This is a genomic window from Halopiger xanaduensis SH-6, from assembly GCF_000217715.1.
Classification (GTDB): Archaea; Halobacteriota; Halobacteria; order Halobacteriales; family Natrialbaceae; genus Halopiger; species Halopiger xanaduensis.
Genome location: NC_015666.1, coordinates 888344 through 904671 on the forward strand (window position 1 = coordinate 888344; position 16328 = coordinate 904671).

The window sequence follows — 16328 nt, forward strand, 5'->3', positions numbered from 1 at the left end:
CGGGTCATCCGAGCGGATCGTCCGTGACGACGACGTCGCCGCGATCCTTGTCGCTGCCGAGCGTCTCCGGGGAAACGTCGAACTCGAAGGCCCCCTTCGGGAGCGCGAGCGTCGAACACGCGTTCGGCACGTCGACGACGCCGCTCTGGCGCCCCTCGACCGGGACCGTCCCGAGGATGTGCAGCGCCTGCTGGCCGGTGTAGCCGAACTGCTTCAGGTAGTCGATCGCCTGCAGCGAGGCGCGCCGGTAGGCCGTGTGGGAGTCGAGGTACCGCTGCTCGCCGTCCTCGGTCACCGAGTAGCCGCAGAAGGTGACGTAATCCTCGAAGGTCGGGCCGCGGTGGCCCGGCTCGAAGATCGGGTGATCGACGCCGAGTTTCTCCATTCCGTCCTCGACGAGGTCGAACTTCACGTCGACGTAGGCGGCCATCTCGATCGCCCCGCAGAAGGTGATCTCGCCGTCGCCCTGCGAGGCGTGGAAGTCGCCGAGAGCGAACTTGGCGCCGTCGACGTAGACGGGGAAGTACACCGTCGAGCCGATCGAGAGGTCCTTGATGTCGTGGTTGCCGCCGTGCTCGCGCGGCGGGACGGTTCGGGCGGCCTCCTCGGCCGCCTCCTCGGCTTCGTCGGGGTCCATCTCCCCCATCAGCGCGCCCTCCGTCGTCGGCGGGTTCGCCACGGGCGGCTCCGCCTCGCCGGTCGGGTGGTTTTGGATCGAGTCGGGATCCTCCGCGTGGCGCTCCATCAACTCCCGCTCGCGCTCGTTCCACTCCTCGAGCAGTTCCTGACTCGGGGCGCAGCCGGCCAGTCCCGGGTGGATCTTGCCTTCGTAGCGGACGTCGGGGACGTGTCGCGAGGAGACGGTGTAGCCGTCGAGATCCCAGATCGACTTGGCGGCGTTCGGGAAGTGATCCGTCAGGAAGCCGCCGCCGTTCTGCTGGGAGAACGTGCCGGTGAAGCCGAACTCCGCGCGGTCGTTGAGCGGGCCCATGTCGAGGAACTCGACTTTCAGCAGGTCGCCGGGCTCGGCGCCGTTGACCTCGACCGGGCCGGCGAGGTAGTGGACCTGCGACAGATCGACGTCCCGGACCTCGTTCGCGTCGTCGTTATCTCGAATCTGCCCGCCCGTCCAGTCCAAGGCCTCGAGTCGCATCGTGTCGCCGGGATCGGCCTCGACGACGGCGGGAATATCCGGATGCCACCGGTTGAACGGGTTCGCGCCGGGTTGGTCGTCTGGCGGTGCGTCGACGTCGACCTCGAATGCTACTTCTGGCATTGTGCCAGTGATTTCCAACCACAATCTGCGATAAAATGTTTTCCCGTGAACAGGTGCTACTCATCTAGGGAATATTATCAGTTTGAAGATATCGACTATCCCGATGGATTTTCGAAAGCAGTCGTTGCGTGAACGAGCCGATCCAGTCGAAAGAAGCAAAAGTCGATAATCGTCCGCAACCGCGCGAGTAATGGCGTCTTCGCTACGAACAACTAAGTAGCTCCGACAGCGTGGTGAAAGTGATGGCAGACGACCCCGAGGAGGGGATGTTGTCGTGGGACGAATCCGTGTTCAGGGACGAGCACGTCTTCGAAATCGACTACGTCCCCGAGACGTTCAAGCACCGCGAGGCCCAGACCGAGAGCCTGACGTACGCGCTCCGGCCGGCGGTGCGCGGGTCGCGACCGCTGAACGTGATGGTCCGCGGACCGCCCGGCACCGGCAAGACCACGGCCATCCAGAAGCTGTTCGACGAGGTCGGCGCCCAGACCAGCGACGTCCGCACCATCCGCGTCAACTGTCAGGTCAACGCGACCCGCTACTCGGTGTTCTCGCGGCTCTTCGAGGGCACCTTCGACTACGAGCCGCCCTCTTCGGGGATCTCTTTCAAGAAGCTGTTCGGTCAGATCGCCGAGAAGCTCGTCGAGGAGGACAAGGTGCTGGTCGTCGCCCTGGACGACGTCAACTACCTCTTCTACGAGAACGAGGCCTCCGACACGCTGTACTCGCTGCTGCGGGCCCACGAGGAGTACCCCGGCGCGAAGATCGGCGTCGTCGTCGTCTCCTCCGACCCCGCCCTGGACGTCATCGACGAACTCGATTCGCGCGTCCAGAGCGTCTTCCGCCCCGAGGACGTCTACTTCCCGGTCTACGACCAGCCCGAGATCGTCGACATCCTCGAGGAGCGCGTGAAACGCGGCTTCCACGACGGCGTCATCGGTCGCGACACCCTCGAGTACGTCGCCGAACTCACCGCCGACAGCGGCGACCTGCGCGTCGGAATCGACCTCCTGCGCCGTGCCGGACTGAACGCCGAGATGCGCGCGAGTCGCACCGTCGAGCGCCAGGACGTCGAGGAGGCCTACGAGAAGTCCAAATACATCAACCTCGCGCGCAGCCTCTCGGGGCTGACCGACACCGAGCGGGCGCTGCTCGAGGTGATCGCCCACCGCGACGGCGAACAGGCCGGCGACATCTACGAGGCCTTCCACGAGCGGACCGACCTCGGCTACACGCGGTACTCGGAGATCGTCAACAAACTCGACCAACTGGGGCTGATCGACGCCGAGTACACGGACGTTGACGGCCGCGGGCGCTCGCGGTCGCTGTCGCTGTCCTACGAGAAAGAGGCGGTGTTGAACCGGCTCGAGTGACGGCGCCCCGTTCCTGATACCGTACCGTACTGCTCGTCCTTCGACCACGAGATGCCAGCAGTCGCCGGCCCAACCGCAACGGGCGACTCCGTCCAAGCCGAGGGCATGGAACGCCACGACTTCTACGGCTCCGTCCAGTTCGAAGCGGACCTCGCCGACGAAGCCGACGCCCGCGACGCCACCCAGGCGGTGCTCTCCGCGCTGGGCGAACGGTTGGACGAGACGCGCCTGCAGCGCATCGACGGCGAGTTGCCCGCCGAGATCGGCGATCACCTCGTCGAGGGCGCCTCCGGTCGGCGGTTCGACTACGATGAATTCCTCGAGCGGATCACCGAGCGCGCCGACCGGGCCGACACCGGCGAGCCGGAGGCGCTCGCGCAGGCGGTCGTCGGGACCGCGCTCGAGCACATCAGCGACGAGGAGGCCGAAGGACTGCGCGACCGGCTCGAAGAACTGGAGTTCGGCGCGGCGATTCCGGAGACGGGGCCGGGCGCCAGGAGTTAGGACGGCACCCGGCAGTTGCCGCCCGAACCGTGAGGGACCGAGTCGCCCTTGCAACGGTATGGACCAGGCAGAACTACTCGAGACGGTGAGCGACCGCGCCGCCGCCGACGCGGACGAGGAATCGGCCGACGACGCGACTCGGGCGGTCCTCCAGACGCTCGGCGAGCGACTGAGCGCGGACGAAGCCCGGGATCTGGCCGCGCAGCTCCCCGGCGACCTGAGCCAGCACCTCACGGGGGGCGAGTCTGGCCAGCGCTTCTCCGAGGAGGAGTTCGTCTCTCGGATCGACCGGCGCATGGATACCACCGAACTGCACGGCGAAGAAGCGGCGACGACCGTCCTCGGAACGGTCCTCGAGGCGGTCGACGAGAGCGAGCGCGCGGCCGTCGTCGACCGGTTCGACCGCTACGGCTTCGGCGAACTGCTCGCGGAGACGGACGCGGACGCCGACGTCGACGAGCGGACGCCCGGCGAGTACTGATCGTCCGGCCGCTTTTCACCGGCGGTTCTCGGTTTTACCGCGTCGGTCCACGGGCGACTCGAGCGTCATCGGCCGATAGCCGGCCAGAGCGACTCGAGCAGCGCGTCGGACGAGCGACACGGGGAGCTACGCCTGATCGACCTGCTCGCGGTAGTCCTCGACCGTCTCGATGGCCGACTCGACCTTGTCCTCGGTGTTGCCGTCGGTCCGCTCGCGAACCTGCCGGAGCGTGTTGAGCCGTTCGTCGAGGATCGCGTGATCCGGCGCGGTGTCGCTCCTCACGTAGTCGGCGAACGCGTCCGTCGTCTCGCGGATGTCCTCGCGCACGTCGTCGTCCGCCGATTTGGCCGCTTCCTCGAGGTCGTCTCGAGCCTGCTGCAGTTGCTCTGTCATAGTCGACACCACCACGAGGCGACCCATAACGATTGAGCGAGCAATCGCCACGTGGCGACCGCCGTCCGCTGGAAGGGCCACCGTACGTCGGAATACGACGAAACCACCGACTCGGGGCGACCGCAGTGCCGCCGATAGATCGACCGGGACGCTCCTCTCGCCGCTCGAGTTACGGTCGCCCTTCGCCCGTCACCGGCGGGCTACACCGCGGCCGGCGGCGGGAAACGCCGGAACAACCATCGATACTAACACGCACCGTTTTTCTTCCCCGGTCCTCCGACTCGGTCGCACCATGCCAGTATCACGACGGACGGCCCTGAAATCGCTGGGCGTCGCCGGTGGATTGACCGCAGCGAGCGGCACGGTCTTCGCGACCGGCGAACACGAAGCGGACGAACGATCGAAACGGAAGAAAAGCGGGAACGCCGGCGACGAGCGGGCGACCGACGTCCCCACCGCCGCGGTTCGCGTCGCGCACTTCTCGCCGGACGCGCCGAACGTCGACGTCTACGTCGACTGGACCCGCGTCCTCGAGGACGTTCCCTACGGCGAGATCTCGCCGTACCTCGAGGTCGAGCCGGGTACGTACACGGTGACGATCACGCCGACCGGCGATCCGGAGACGAAAGCGTTCGAGGGAGAGGTCACCGTCGGCGAAGGCTTTTACACCGTGGCGGCGATCGGCGAACTCGGCGCGGACACGTTCCGCCCCGAGGTCCTCACGGACGCCGGCTCAGCGCTGGTGCGGGCCTTCCACGCCTCGCCGGACGCCCCCGCGGTCGACGTCTACGCCGACGGCGAACCGCTGTTCGCAGACCTCTCCTTCGGCGAGTCGACGAACTACGTCGCCGTGCCGGCCGGCAGCTACGCGCTGTCGCTCCGGCCGGCGGGCGACGCGGAGACGGTCGTCGCCGAGTTCGACGCGCCGGTTGAAGCGGGCACCGCCTACACCGCGAGCGCGATCGGCTACCTCGAGCCGCCCGCCGACGCCGCGGACCGCGGCCTGGAGGCGGCAATCTCGGTCGACGGTGCGATGAGCGCGAGCGACGACTGACGGCTCGCACGATCCGATCCGTTTCTTCGCTTTTTCCGGCACGATAGCGACGATTCCGACGGCGACGCGTCGCGGTCGCTCGCCGCATGCGAGCGCGTAAAGTACCTCGAACCCCTGTTCCCGATAATGAGCGACTCCGATTCTCGAGGGCCCCTCCAGCCGGACCGTCCCGACGTCGACCGGCCGTTCGAGGTCGACGCGCCGTTCGAACCCGCGGGCGATCAGCCCGAGGCGATCGAGCAACTGGCCGAGGGCTTCCGGCAGGGGATGGACAAGCAGACCCTGCTGGGCGTCACCGGCTCCGGGAAGACGAACACCGTCTCGTGGGTGATCGAGGAGATTCAGAAGCCGACGCTGGTGATCGCCCACAACAAGACGCTCGCCGCACAGCTCTACGAGGAGTTCCGGAACCTGTTCCCCGAGAACGCCGTCGAGTACTTCGTCTCCTACTACGACTACTACCAGCCCGAAGCCTACGTCGAGCAGACCGACACCTACATCGACAAGGACGCGTCGATCAACGACGAGATCGATCGCCTGCGCCACTCCGCCACTCGCTCCCTCCTGACCCGCGAGGACGTCATCGTCGTCGCCTCCGTCTCCGCCATCTACGGCCTGGGTGACCCGCGCAACTACGTCGACATGTCCCTGCGCCTCGAGGTGGGCCAGGAGGTCGGCCGCGACGAGTTACTGAAACAGCTCGTGGACCTGAACTACGAGCGCAACGACGTCGACTTCACCCAGGGCACCTTCCGCGTCCGGGGCGACACCGTCGAAATCTACCCGATGTACGGCCGCTACGCCGTCCGCGTCGAACTCTGGGGCGACGAGATCGACCGCATGGTCAAGGTCGACCCCCTCGAGGGCGAGACCAAAGGCGACCAACAGGCCGTGCTCGTCCACCCGGCCGAGCACTACTCGATTCCGGAGACGAAACTCGAGCGGGCGATGGACGAGATCCGCGAGGACCTCGACTCCCGGATCTCCTACTTCGAACGGAAGGGCGACATGATCGCCGCCCAGCGCATCGAGGAGCGGACGACGTTCGATCTCGAGATGATGCAGGAGACGGGCTACTGCTCGGGGATCGAGAATTATTCCGTGTACCTCTCGGACCGCGAGTCGGGCGACGCACCTTACACCCTGTTGGACTACTTCCCCGACGACTTCCTGACGGTCGTCGACGAGTCCCACCAGACGCTGCCCCAGATCCGCGGCCAGTACGCCGGCGACAAGTCCCGCAAGGACTCGCTGGTCGAGAACGGCTTCCGCCTCCCCACCGCGTACGACAACCGCCCGCTGACCTTCGAGGAGTTCGAGGAGAAGACCGACCAGACGCTGTACGTCTCGGCGACGCCGGGCGACTACGAGCGCGAGCACAGCGACCGGATCGCCGAGCAGATCGTTCGACCCACGCACCTCGTGGACCCCGAAATCGAGGTGTCCGAGGCCACCGGCCAGATCGACGACCTGATGGACCGCATCGACGAGCGCATCGAACGGGACGAGCGGACGCTCGTTACCACCCTCACTAAGCGGATGGCCGAGGACCTCACGGAGTACTTAGAGGAGGCGGGCGTCGACGTCGCCTACATGCACGACGAGACGGACACCCTCGAGCGCCACGAGATCATCCGCTCGCTCCGGTTGGGCGAGATCGACGTGCTCGTGGGGATCAACCTGCTGCGCGAGGGGCTCGACATTCCGGAGGTCTCGCTGGTCGGCATCCTCGACGCCGACCAGGAGGGCTTCCTGCGCTCCGAGACGACGCTGGTCCAGACGATGGGGCGCGCGGCGCGCAACGTCAACGGGAAGGTCGTCCTCTACGCCGACGAACCTTCGAACGCGATGGAAGCCGCCATCGAGGAGACCCGGCGTCGCCGGCGGATCCAGCAGGAGTTCAACGAGGAACACGGCTTCGAACCGACCACCATCGAGAAGGAGATCGGCGAGACCAACCTGCCCGGCAGCAAGACCGACACCTCCGAGGTCTCCGGCAAATCGCTCGAGGACGAGGACGACGCCGCCCGCTACGTCGACGAACTCGAGCAACAGATGCAGGAGGCCGCGAGCAACCTCGAGTTCGAGTTAGCTGCGGATATCCGCGACCGGATTCGGGAGGTCCGCGAGGAGTTCGACCTCGAGGGCGGCGACGAGGACGAGGGGATCGCGCCGCCGACCGAGGAGTTCTGAGCGGCTCGACGAACGTACTCGATCACAAGACTTTCACCGCCCGTGCCACGAGCGGGTGACGGATGCGCCGAATACTACTCGTCGTGGCGCTTGCGGCACTCGTATCGGTCGCCGGCTGTTCGGGATTCGTCGGCGAGACGGGCGCTCCGTCGTCCGACGCCGACGGAACGCTCGAGACTGCCGGAAACGGCACCGTCGAAGCCCAGAACCAGACGGCCGACGCGACGGCCGCCAACCAGACGGTGCAAATCGAGGCGAACGAATCGGTCGCCGGAAGCGAGTGGGAATCGCTGTCGGTGACGTACCCGCGCGAAAACTTCACCGTCGAGAGCGCCCAGCACGAGGAGATCGCGCTCGGCGTGGATACGAACGGCGACGGCGCGATCGACCGCGAGTTCAACGAGACTCACGTTAGCGGCGTCAACAACAACGACTACTCGTTCACCGTCGAACTCGACGCGGACTACACGCTCGAGGACGGCGACGTGGTCGTCGCCGAGTACCCGGCCGTCAACAATCCGTCCGAACCGGGCGAGTACGCGGTCGAGGTGACGCTTAACGAGGAACAGACGGTCGAGGGAACGATCGAGATTACGGCCGACGAGAGCGGCTGAGGCGTCTCGAGTCGCGGTTCGCCGGCCTTTTACTGAACTGCTCGCGGTTGCGACCGGCCGTTCGATGCGGTGTGTTCGGCGTCGATTAGACTGATTCGTCTCCGTAGGAAGAGAGAAACGACCGTTCAGAGCACGCCGAAGCCGAACTCCGCCATTCCGAAGACAGGCGCCCACAGCAGGTGGAGCGCGACGCCGACGATGACTGCCGGCAGGAAGTTGTAGATCGAGGCGACGACGGCCGCCTTCGCGTCGACGGCCAGCAGCGGGAACAGGGCGTCCCCGTCCTGTGCGATCGCGTTGGCGGTCAGTGCGGAGAACGGAAGCCCGCCCTCGGCGTAGACGCTCGCCAGCAGGATCTGCGGGCCGCAGCCCGGAATGAGGCCGACGACCGCGGCGCCGATCGGCGCGAGCACGCCAGCCGTCGAGGCGAGCGCGGCGACGTTCAGTCCGGTGAGGAGGACGGCGTACTCGTAGACGAGGAAGGCTACGAGGACCCAGACGGTGACGAAACTCGTCTCCATCGCCGCGTGGGTGAGCGTGTCGTAGATCGATTTGAAGGAGTCTCGAGCCCGCGCGATCTCGCCCTCACCGACGTAGTGGCGGCCGACGACGTAGAGGTACAGCGATAGCAGAGCGCCGGCGATGCCGACGACGGTGAAGAGGCCGTCGAAGCCGAGGCCGGTCGCGAGCGGGACCTCGGGACCACCTCGGAACAGGTACAGCGATCCGAGAACGAGGCCGGCGACGGCGGCGACCCACCACAGGACGTGCGCGAGATGGGAGAGCGGCGTGAGCACTCGAGAGCGTCGATCCGGCCCGGTCTCGTGGGCGTGAGTCGGCGCCGGGCCGCCGTAGTCGTGGGCGGGATTCGGTCCGACGCCGCCGTTGACGACGGTCCCGCCGTCGGTCGTTGCGTTCGGCGAGAGTCGGGCCACGGCGGCGTCGACCCGCGAGACGCCCAGCCCGACGGAGTCGACGAGGTAGCCGGTCGCGACCGAGGCCGCGAAGGCGATGGCGTAGGCGTACAGCGCGGCCTCGGGCGCGAGCGCGAGGATCACGAACGCCGAGTCGCCGGCGGTCGCTCCCAGCGTCGCGACGACGGTGCCGAAGCTGACGGTTCCGCGGACGTACAGCGGCATCACGATGATCGCGCCCCCACAGCCGGGCGTCAGCCCGAGCAGGCCGCCGAACAGCACCTGTAGCCGCTCGTTGTCCTCGATCGCTGCGAGTAGGGCGCCGTCGGTCCGGTACTGGATCAGGCCGAACGCGAGCACCGTTATCGCGACGAACGCGCTCACCTGCACGTAGCCGTCACGCAGCGACTCGAGGAGGACCGTCAGCAGTTCGTTCACGGGGTTTCACCCGGGATCGGCGTTCCCGCAGCACGAAGATTAGACATCTCTAAAGATTAGTTTAGTAGCACGCGCTAAATAGTTGCTGGTGAACGCAATCGAGACGACGGTTCGATGCCGAGGGTTCCGTCGGTCGGGGCAGATGGAACCCGTCGCTCCGAAAACCGCGGCTCTACCGCGACGCGGACCGTTGGTGCGATTATAACTCGAGCGTGTAGACGACCTCGCGGCGCTGCTCGTCGCCGATTTCGACGGTCCCCTCGCCGGTCCGCTCGAACCCTTGTCGTTCGTAGAACTCGCGGCCGCCCTCGTTCGAGGCGAGGTCGATCGCGCGCATCCGCTCCATGTTGAAGTCCTGCAGGTCCTCGCAGAGTCGCTCGTGCAGCGCCGTTCCGATTCCCTCGTTCTGGTGGTCCGGATGGACGGCCATGCGGAGCACGTCGCCCTCGTCCTCGGTGACGACGCCGTGCGTGAATCCGACGACTTCCCCGTCGCGCTCGGCGACGAGGAACGCAGTGCCGGCCTTCGAGAGCGCCGTCTCGAGCGCGTCGTCGCCGTACCACTCGTCGATGGTTCGGTCGATGGTGTCGGCGTCGAGTTCGTCGTAGGTGTCGTGCCATGTGTCGCGGGCGACGGCCCTGATCCCCTCGCGGTCCTCGAGTGTCGCGGGACGGATCTCGATCTGTGTCTGTGTCTGTGTCATAGCGCGCGCTACATCGGCGGTCGGTAAAGTGCTAACACCCCGTCGGATAGTCGATACGTTCCCGCCCTCTTCGGAATCGCTCGGTGGAACGCTACTCCTGGACCTTGAACCCGCGCTCGCGAAGCAGGTCCGGAACCCGATCGCGGTGGTCGCCCTGCAACTCGATGTGGCCTTCGGTGACCGTGCCGCCCGTCCCGAGCGAACTCTTCAGGTCGGAGGCGACGTCCTCGATCTCCGACTTCGAGAGGTCGAACCCCTCGACGATCGTCACCGGCTTGTCGTAGCGCCGGCTCTCGGTTCGGAGCCGCAGTTGCTGTTGTGACGTCTCGAGGTCGCCCTGGCCGTCGAGTTCGTCGAGCAGATCCTCGAGGTCGTCGTCGTTTGACATACGGTGACGTTGGGTCGGACGCGCGGATAGCCCTGTCCTTGCGCTCGCAACTGTCTGAATGCGGGGCGGCGGACGCGGTTACTCGTCCAGGTCGAACTCGAGGACGTCGCCTTCGCTGACGTCGCGTTCGGCCGTCCACTCGTAGTTGACCTCGAGGACGTACTGCCCTTCGCCGGGGTACGTGTGTTCCTCGGACTCGCCGTCCTCGCCCGGTTCGGGTTCGGGCGCGTGGTGGACGCTGGTGATCGTGCCGTCGGCGTCGGCGTAGATAATGTCGATGCCGAAGCTCATCTCGCGCATGACGAATTCGCGCTCCTCAACCGACTCGTAGACGAACAGCATGCCGCGGTCCTCGGGGAGCTCTTCGGTGTCGCTCAGACCGAGGTAGCGAAGTTCGCTCGTGTCGGCGATCGCCGCCGTCACCGAGCCGAGTTCGTCGCCGTCGGGCGTGGCGACCGTGACGTCGGTCGTTTCGTAGTTCTCGTGGACGGTCGATTCGTCGCCGTCGCTCTCGTTTTCACCCTCGCTTTCGTTCTCGTCGTCCGATTCGTTTCCGTCGCCGCTTTCGCTCGCCGACTCGGTTTCGTCGCCGTCGGTCCCGTCGGTTCCGTCGGTCCCATCGGTCTCGTCGGTCGAATTACCCGCTTCGTCGGTCGATGCACCCGAACCGATCCCGTCGAGGCAACCTGCGGCCGCGACCGTTCCGGCGACTGCGAGAAGGTGTCGTCGTCGCCACACGTCTGTCATACCCGTACCTCCAACGATCCGGATTAAGTGACTTCCGTCACGCGAGCGTGACACTCTTCGGACTCGTCCCGTTCGGCTACCCCTCGAGCCGCGACTTGATCGTCTCCGCCGTCTTCTCGCCGATGCCGGGGACGCTCCGGAGATCCTCGAGGCTTGCCTCGCGGACGTTCTCGACGCTGCCGAAGCGGCCGAGCAGCCGCTTTCGGGTTTCGGGGCCGACGCCCTCGACGTCGTCCAGCACGGTCTTGACCTCGTCGCGGACGGTCTGGTGGTACTGGACCGCGAAGCGGTGGGCCTCGTCGCGGACCCGCTGGAGGAGGTGGAGGTGGGGCGCGTCGTCGGGCCACGAAAATTCCCGATCGGGCGTTACCACGCGCTCCTCGGCCTTCGCCAGCGCAACTGCCGGTACGTCCCAGCCGACGTCGGCGAGCGCGTCGCGGGCGGCCTCGAGTTGCCCCTGGCCGCCGTCGATCAGCAGCAGGTCGGGGTCGGGTCGGTCGTCGCGGTCCTCGACGGCCCGCCGGGCGCGCCACTCGAGGAGGGCGCGCATATTGTCGTAGTCGTCGTTCTGGTCGGTGAGTTTCTTGCGGCGGTAGTCGGCCTTCTCGGCGCTGCCGTCGACGAAGGTGACGTCGCTGCCGACGGCCGACTTTCCCTGGGCGTGGCTCACGTCGAACCCCTCGATGCGGCGGGCGGAATCGATCTCGAGGGCGTCCGCGAGCATGCCACACTCGTCGCGGCGGCCGACGTTCCGCCGGGCGTTCTTCAGCGCGAGGTCGACGAGTTTCGCCTCCCGTCCGGCGCCCGGCACGCGCACGGAGACGCCCTCGGCCTCGAGCCAGGCGGCGACTTCCTCGTCGCCGTGGCGCTCGGGGAGCAAGATCGCGTCCGGCAGTCGGCGCTCGGCGTAGTACTGGACGATGAAGGCCGCGAGAACGGCGGGGACGCCGCCCTCGCCGGTGCTGCTGTCGCCGTCCGCGCTGGCCGCCTCGGCCGCGTCCGCGGTCGTCTCGGGGTCCGCAGCCGGCGCCTCGAGCGTGTGCCGTTCCCGATCGACCAGCTTTCCGTCCTCGGCGCGCAGGCGGGCGACGGTCGCGTCTCCGCCCTCGATAGCGACGCCGAGCACGTCGACCGCGCGCTCGTCGCCGACCGACTGGACGGCCTCGCCGCCCTCGCCGTGAAACGCCTGCACGGTCTCGAGGCGGTCCCGCAGGTTGGCGGCGCGTTCGAAGTTCTGGTCCTCGGCGGCAGCCTCCATCTCCCGGCGCAGCGGGTCCGCGAGGATGCCGGTCTCGCCCTCGAGGAAGCGTTCGACCGCGGTGACGTCCTCGCCGTAGCTCTCGAGGTCGATCTCGCGGGTGCAGGGCGCGGTGCACAGCCCCATCTCGTAGTCCAGACAGGGCCGGTCGCGGTTGGCGTACTTGTGATCCGAACAGCCGCGGACGCCGTAGGTCTCTCGCAGGGCTTTCACGACGGTCTCGACCTGGCCCTTGTTCGTGTAGGGGCCGAAGACGGTCGCGGACTCGTCGGGATCGCGGGTGATCTCGATCTGGGGCGCCTCGTGGTCCGCCAACTGGACCATCGGGTACGATTTGTCGTCCTTCAGGCGGACGTTGTACCGGGGCTGGTGGCGCTTGATCAGGTTCGCCTCGAGCAGCAGGGCCTGAGTCTCGGTGTCGGTGACGGCGATCTCGATGCCGTCGGCGCGCTGGACCATCCGCCGGATGCGGGCGCTGCGCGGATCGGCGTAGGAGCCGACCCGGCTCCGGAGGTCGACGGCCTTCCCGACGTACAGCGTCGTCTCGTCCTCCCGAAACTGGTAGACTCCGGGCTCTCGCGGCAGCGATCGCGCGCGTTCGCGAACCCCCTCGGCGTTCATCGGTGGCCCTAGGGCGTCAGCGCGTTTCAGCCTGACTCATCGGGGTCGCCGCCCGGTCCGAACCCGTCCTCGCTCGCGCCGGGCTCGAGGTCGGCGGGGCCGTCGACGCCGCGGCCGCCGGCGTTCCGCTCGCGGAGTTCCTCGACCGAGGGGGCGGTGATCGGATCGCGGTCCTCCTCGTCCGGTCCCGGTCGGATCGCCGCCTCGAGTTCGCTCACGATGCCGGCTTCGATGTCGGCGTCGGTGATCGGCAGTTGGATGTCCTCGCCGCCGCTGACGGAGAGGACGATCCGTCTCGAGCGCGACCGGAGGTACAGCGCGAGGTAGCCGACCGCGACAACGAGTGCGAGGGCGCCGAGCCCCACTGTCGCGAGTTCGACGGCCGCGAGCACCGTTGCGACGGTCTCGAAGACGCCGCCGGTGACGTCGGCGACGCCGCCGCCCGTTCCGTCTGCACCCTCGGAACCGCCGAAGGCGGGAATGAGGCTGCTCGCGTCGAGGAACGTCCCGACTGCGACCAGCCCGCCCCCGAGGAGTCCGGGACCGAGGCTCCGAATCAGGTGACTCGTCGAACCGCCCGTTTTGACGGTCACGCCGCGGACGTTCGGCCGGTCGACGGTTCGGTACGCGGCGCCCATCTCCGACTCCGTCCGGGGCGAGGCGATACCGCCGTCGTCCTCGGCGAACACGAGCACCCGGTGGGTCGTGACGACGACCGTCGCGTCCGCGAACTCGAGACGGCGCCGTTGCTCCTCGCCGCCGTACAGCAACTGATCGACGTGATCGCTCCAGGACATCGATGAGTTCGTCTCGAGTTCGACTGCGTGGTCGACCACCAAGTACGTCCGGGCCGATTCGCCGCGTGCGAAACGCCGTCCGGAACGCGGTACATTCTCGAGGATGGGGACCGAACGGGAGCGCATGACCGATTCGACGGACGCGACGGACGGCGACGACACAGCGGCGGCGGACGACGGCGGCGAGGCGGACGAAACGGTCCGGTGCTGGCTCGTCGAGCGCGAGTTCGGCGACCGCAACTTCGTCACGATCGTCTACGCGACCCGCGACGGTTCCCGCTATCAGCAGTGGGAGCGGTCGACGACCTCGCTGCGAACCGGCTCGCAGATCACCGCCGCCACCGAAATTCCGGAATCGGAACTCGAGGCGGTGACCGACGAGGAGACCCGCGAGCGCTACGCGAGGGAGGCCGAACGGACCGCCGACCAGTACGAGCCGGACGACCCGATCTGATCGGCTAACCGCGGGCCTGAGTTCCCATCGGCCGTTCTTTCACTACGATAGACGAAGTATATTAGTCGGCGCAAGTGGCAACCCTTTTCGGCAAACGGCCTGACTACTCAGCCATGCCCGCTATCACAGTCGATTCCCTGACCAAGTCCTACGGTCAGGGGTCGGAAGCGACCCTCGCGCTCGAGGACCTCTCCTTCGAGGTCCGGGAGGGCGAGGTGTTCGGCTTCCTCGGTCCCAACGGCGCCGGCAAGTCGACGACGATCAACGTCATCCTCGATTTCATCCGGCCGACCGCCGGGCGGGTCGAGGTGCTGGGCATGGACGCTCAGGCCAACAGCCGCGAGATCCGCTCGCGGACCGGCGTCCTCCCGGAGGGCGTCGAGACCTACGACCGCCTGACCGCCCGCCAGCACCTCGAGTTCGCCATCGAGTCGAAAGGCGCCGACGACGACCCCGAAACTCTCCTCGAGCGGGTCGGCCTGCTCGACGCGATCGACAAGAAGGCCGGCGGCTACTCGAAGGGGATGGCCCAGCGGCTCATGCTCGCGATGGCCCTCGTGGGCGAGCCGGACCTCCTGATCCTCGACGAGCCCTCCACCGGCCTCGACCCGAACGGGGCCCGCGAGATGCGAGATATCGTCCGCGAGGAGAACGCCCGCGGTGCGACGGTCTTCTTCTCGAGTCACATCATGGAGCAGGTCGAGGCCGTCTGCGACCGCGTCGGCATCCTCCGGGACGGCGAGATGGTCGCCGTCGACTCCGTCGAGGGGCTGCGAGACTCGGTCGGCGGCGGCACCTCGCTGCGGGTCACCGTCGACCGGCTCGACGATGAGGCCCTCCAGGCGGTGCGCTCGCTGCCGGACGTCTCGAACGTCGTGGTGGAAGGCGAAGATCCGCCGACGATCACCGTTCAGGTTCAGGCGGACGGCTCGAAGACGGCCGTCCTCGGCGAACTCGAGGACCGCGGCGTCGAGGTGCGGGACTTCTCGACCCGAGAGGCCTCGCTCGAGGACGTCTTCCAGTCGTACACGACGGGCTCGGAGGTGGAAGCGCGATGAGCGCCGATACCGGCGCCGGTTCGGGAACCGGTGCGGGAACGGACACACGCGCCGGGACGCCGTCGGCCGGCAGCACCTCGAGTTCGATCAACCCCGAGAGCGTCCGTGCGGTCGCGAAGAAGGATTTCCGTGATTCGATCCGTTCGTGGGTGTTCTGGGGGCTCAGCATCTTCTTCTTCACGCTACTGGTCAGCGTCACCGGCGCGATCTCGTACTTCGGCGATGAAATCGCGCAGGCCGGCGCGACGACGGAGGCGCTCGTGCTGTTCGTCAGTCAGATCACGCGGCTGGTCATCCCGCTGATAGCGATCGTGCTCGGATGGAAATCGATCGCCGGCGAGCGCGAGTCGGGCAGTATCAAGATCCTGCTCTCCCTGCCCCACTCGCGCAAGGACGTGCTGCTCGGCAAACTGCTGGGTCGATCGGCCGTGCTCTCGATCTCGCTGACGATCGGCTTCGCGCTCGCCGCGGTCGTCGTCGCGGTGGTACTCGGCAGCTTCGACGTCGTCGACTACGTGAGCCTGCTCGCGATGGCGATCATCTACGGGCTCGCCTACACGAGCATCACCGTCTCCCTGTCGTCGATGACGCGCTCGACGACGCTCGCCGGCGCCGCCATGGCCGGCGTCTTCCTCCTGTTTTACCTCGTCTGGAACGCCCTTCAGAGCGCGTTCCAGTTGCTGATGAGCCGCGGGCTGATCTCCGGCGTCTCCTACACGCGGGAGGTCACTCTCCTCGACGGATCGACCGAACAACGGACTGCCGAGCGACTGCCCGACTGGGCCCTGTTCGTCGACATGATCGATCCGGGCAACGCCTTCCAGAACGCGATCACCGTCCTCAGTTCCGCCGGCGGGAGCAACTTGGGAACGGCCTACCCCGAGTACTACTTCCCGGACGGACTCCCGTTCTACCTCGAGAACTGGTTCTCCTTCGTCATCCTGCTGCTTTGGATCGTCGTCCCGATCGCGATCGCGTTGTACCGATTCGACCGGGTCGACCTCTGAGCGGAGTTGAGGCGTCGTACACCTTCAGTTACCGCTGCCTACGTTTCGCCAGCTC

17 protein-coding genes are annotated in these 16328 nt (G+C 67.1%); 9 read left to right on the forward strand and 8 right to left on the reverse strand.

The annotated features are described in order from the left end of the window. Nucleotides 1-4: 4 nt before the first annotated feature. Nucleotides 5-1276 (reverse strand): formamidase, encoded by a 1272-nt coding sequence (fmdA, locus tag HALXA_RS04365; protein ID WP_013879106.1) that lies wholly within the window; start codon nt 1274-1276, stop codon nt 5-7. Nucleotides 1277-1518: 242 nt separating this feature from the next. Between fmdA and HALXA_RS04370 the strand changes: the two genes are divergently transcribed. From HALXA_RS04370 to HALXA_RS04380, 3 genes are all read left to right on the forward strand, one after another. Beyond that, a complete protein-coding gene (locus HALXA_RS04370) occupies nt 1519-2649 on the forward strand; it encodes an ORC1-type DNA replication protein (protein WP_013879107.1) in 1131 nt (376 codons plus the stop codon). A gap of 105 nt (nt 2650-2754) precedes the next feature. Beyond that, nucleotides 2755-3153: a DUF2267 domain-containing protein gene (locus tag HALXA_RS04375; RefSeq protein WP_049895154.1), complete on the forward strand. Its 399-nt coding sequence runs from the start codon at nt 2755-2757 to the stop codon at nt 3151-3153. Between the two features lie 58 nt (nt 3154-3211). Beyond that, on the forward strand, nt 3212-3634 hold the full coding sequence (locus HALXA_RS04380; protein WP_013879109.1) for a DUF2267 domain-containing protein: 423 nt from the start codon (nt 3212-3214) through the stop codon (nt 3632-3634). A gap of 126 nt (nt 3635-3760) precedes the next feature. On the opposite strand, the gene HALXA_RS04385 is transcribed toward HALXA_RS04380, so the two are convergent. Beyond that, complete coding sequence (locus HALXA_RS04385) at nt 3761-4027, reverse strand: DUF7553 family protein (protein WP_013879110.1); 267 nt, start codon at nt 4025-4027, stop codon at nt 3761-3763. Between the two features lie 292 nt (nt 4028-4319). Here HALXA_RS04385 and HALXA_RS04390 point away from each other — a divergent pair, with 292 nt between their 5' ends. From HALXA_RS04390 to HALXA_RS04400, 3 genes are all read left to right on the forward strand, one after another. After that, complete coding sequence (locus tag HALXA_RS04390) at nt 4320-5081, forward strand: DUF4397 domain-containing protein (protein WP_013879111.1); 762 nt, start codon at nt 4320-4322, stop codon at nt 5079-5081. 126 nt (nt 5082-5207) lie between these two features. Next, nucleotides 5208-7274 (forward strand): excinuclease ABC subunit UvrB, encoded by a 2067-nt coding sequence (gene uvrB, locus HALXA_RS04395; protein WP_013879112.1) that lies wholly within the window; start codon nt 5208-5210, stop codon nt 7272-7274. Between the two features lie 62 nt (nt 7275-7336). After that, nucleotides 7337-7888: a hypothetical protein gene (locus tag HALXA_RS04400; protein WP_013879113.1), complete on the forward strand. Its 552-nt coding sequence runs from the start codon at nt 7337-7339 to the stop codon at nt 7886-7888. A gap of 125 nt (nt 7889-8013) precedes the next feature. Here HALXA_RS04400 and HALXA_RS04405 read toward each other — a convergent pair whose 3' ends face one another. The 6 genes from HALXA_RS04405 to HALXA_RS04430 form a co-directional block, all read right to left on the reverse strand. Next, nucleotides 8014-9240, reverse strand: a complete 1227-nt coding sequence (locus HALXA_RS04405; RefSeq protein ID WP_013879114.1) for a putative manganese transporter — start codon at nt 9238-9240, stop codon at nt 8014-8016. A 199-nt stretch (nt 9241-9439) separates the two neighbouring features. Continuing rightward, a complete protein-coding gene (locus tag HALXA_RS04410; protein WP_049895403.1) occupies nt 9440-9922 on the reverse strand; it encodes a GNAT family N-acetyltransferase in 483 nt (160 codons plus the stop codon). A gap of 112 nt (nt 9923-10034) precedes the next feature. Further along, nucleotides 10035-10331, reverse strand: coding sequence for a translation initiation factor (locus tag HALXA_RS04415; protein ID WP_013879116.1), 297 nt, complete (start codon nt 10329-10331; stop codon nt 10035-10037). A 78-nt stretch (nt 10332-10409) separates the two neighbouring features. Beyond that, nucleotides 10410-11078 carry a DUF192 domain-containing protein gene (locus tag HALXA_RS04420; protein WP_013879117.1) on the reverse strand — a complete coding sequence of 223 codons (669 nt, stop codon included), beginning with the start codon at nt 11076-11078 and terminating at the stop codon, nt 10410-10412. A 76-nt stretch (nt 11079-11154) separates the two neighbouring features. Beyond that, the gene (locus HALXA_RS04425; protein WP_013879118.1) at nt 11155-12957 is read right to left on the reverse strand and encodes an excinuclease ABC subunit C; all 1803 of its coding nucleotides are present in this window, start codon (nt 12955-12957) and stop codon (nt 11155-11157) included. 26 nt (nt 12958-12983) lie between these two features. Continuing rightward, the gene (locus HALXA_RS04430; protein ID WP_049895156.1) at nt 12984-13793 is read right to left on the reverse strand and encodes a hypothetical protein; all 810 of its coding nucleotides are present in this window, start codon (nt 13791-13793) and stop codon (nt 12984-12986) included. A gap of 85 nt (nt 13794-13878) precedes the next feature. Here HALXA_RS04430 and HALXA_RS04435 point away from each other — a divergent pair, with 85 nt between their 5' ends. From HALXA_RS04435 to HALXA_RS04445, 3 genes are all read left to right on the forward strand, one after another. Next, nucleotides 13879-14208 carry a hypothetical protein gene (locus tag HALXA_RS04435; protein ID WP_148263630.1) on the forward strand — a complete coding sequence of 110 codons (330 nt, stop codon included), beginning with the start codon at nt 13879-13881 and terminating at the stop codon, nt 14206-14208. A 113-nt stretch (nt 14209-14321) separates the two neighbouring features. Beyond that, nucleotides 14322-15266 (forward strand): ABC transporter ATP-binding protein, encoded by a 945-nt coding sequence (locus HALXA_RS04440; RefSeq protein WP_013879121.1) that lies wholly within the window; start codon nt 14322-14324, stop codon nt 15264-15266. Then, nucleotides 15263-16273: an ABC transporter permease gene (locus HALXA_RS04445; protein WP_013879122.1), complete on the forward strand. Its 1011-nt coding sequence runs from the start codon at nt 15263-15265 to the stop codon at nt 16271-16273. The genes HALXA_RS04440 and HALXA_RS04445 overlap by 4 nt, the downstream gene beginning before the upstream one ends. The last annotated feature ends 55 nt before the right edge of the window (nt 16274-16328 follow it).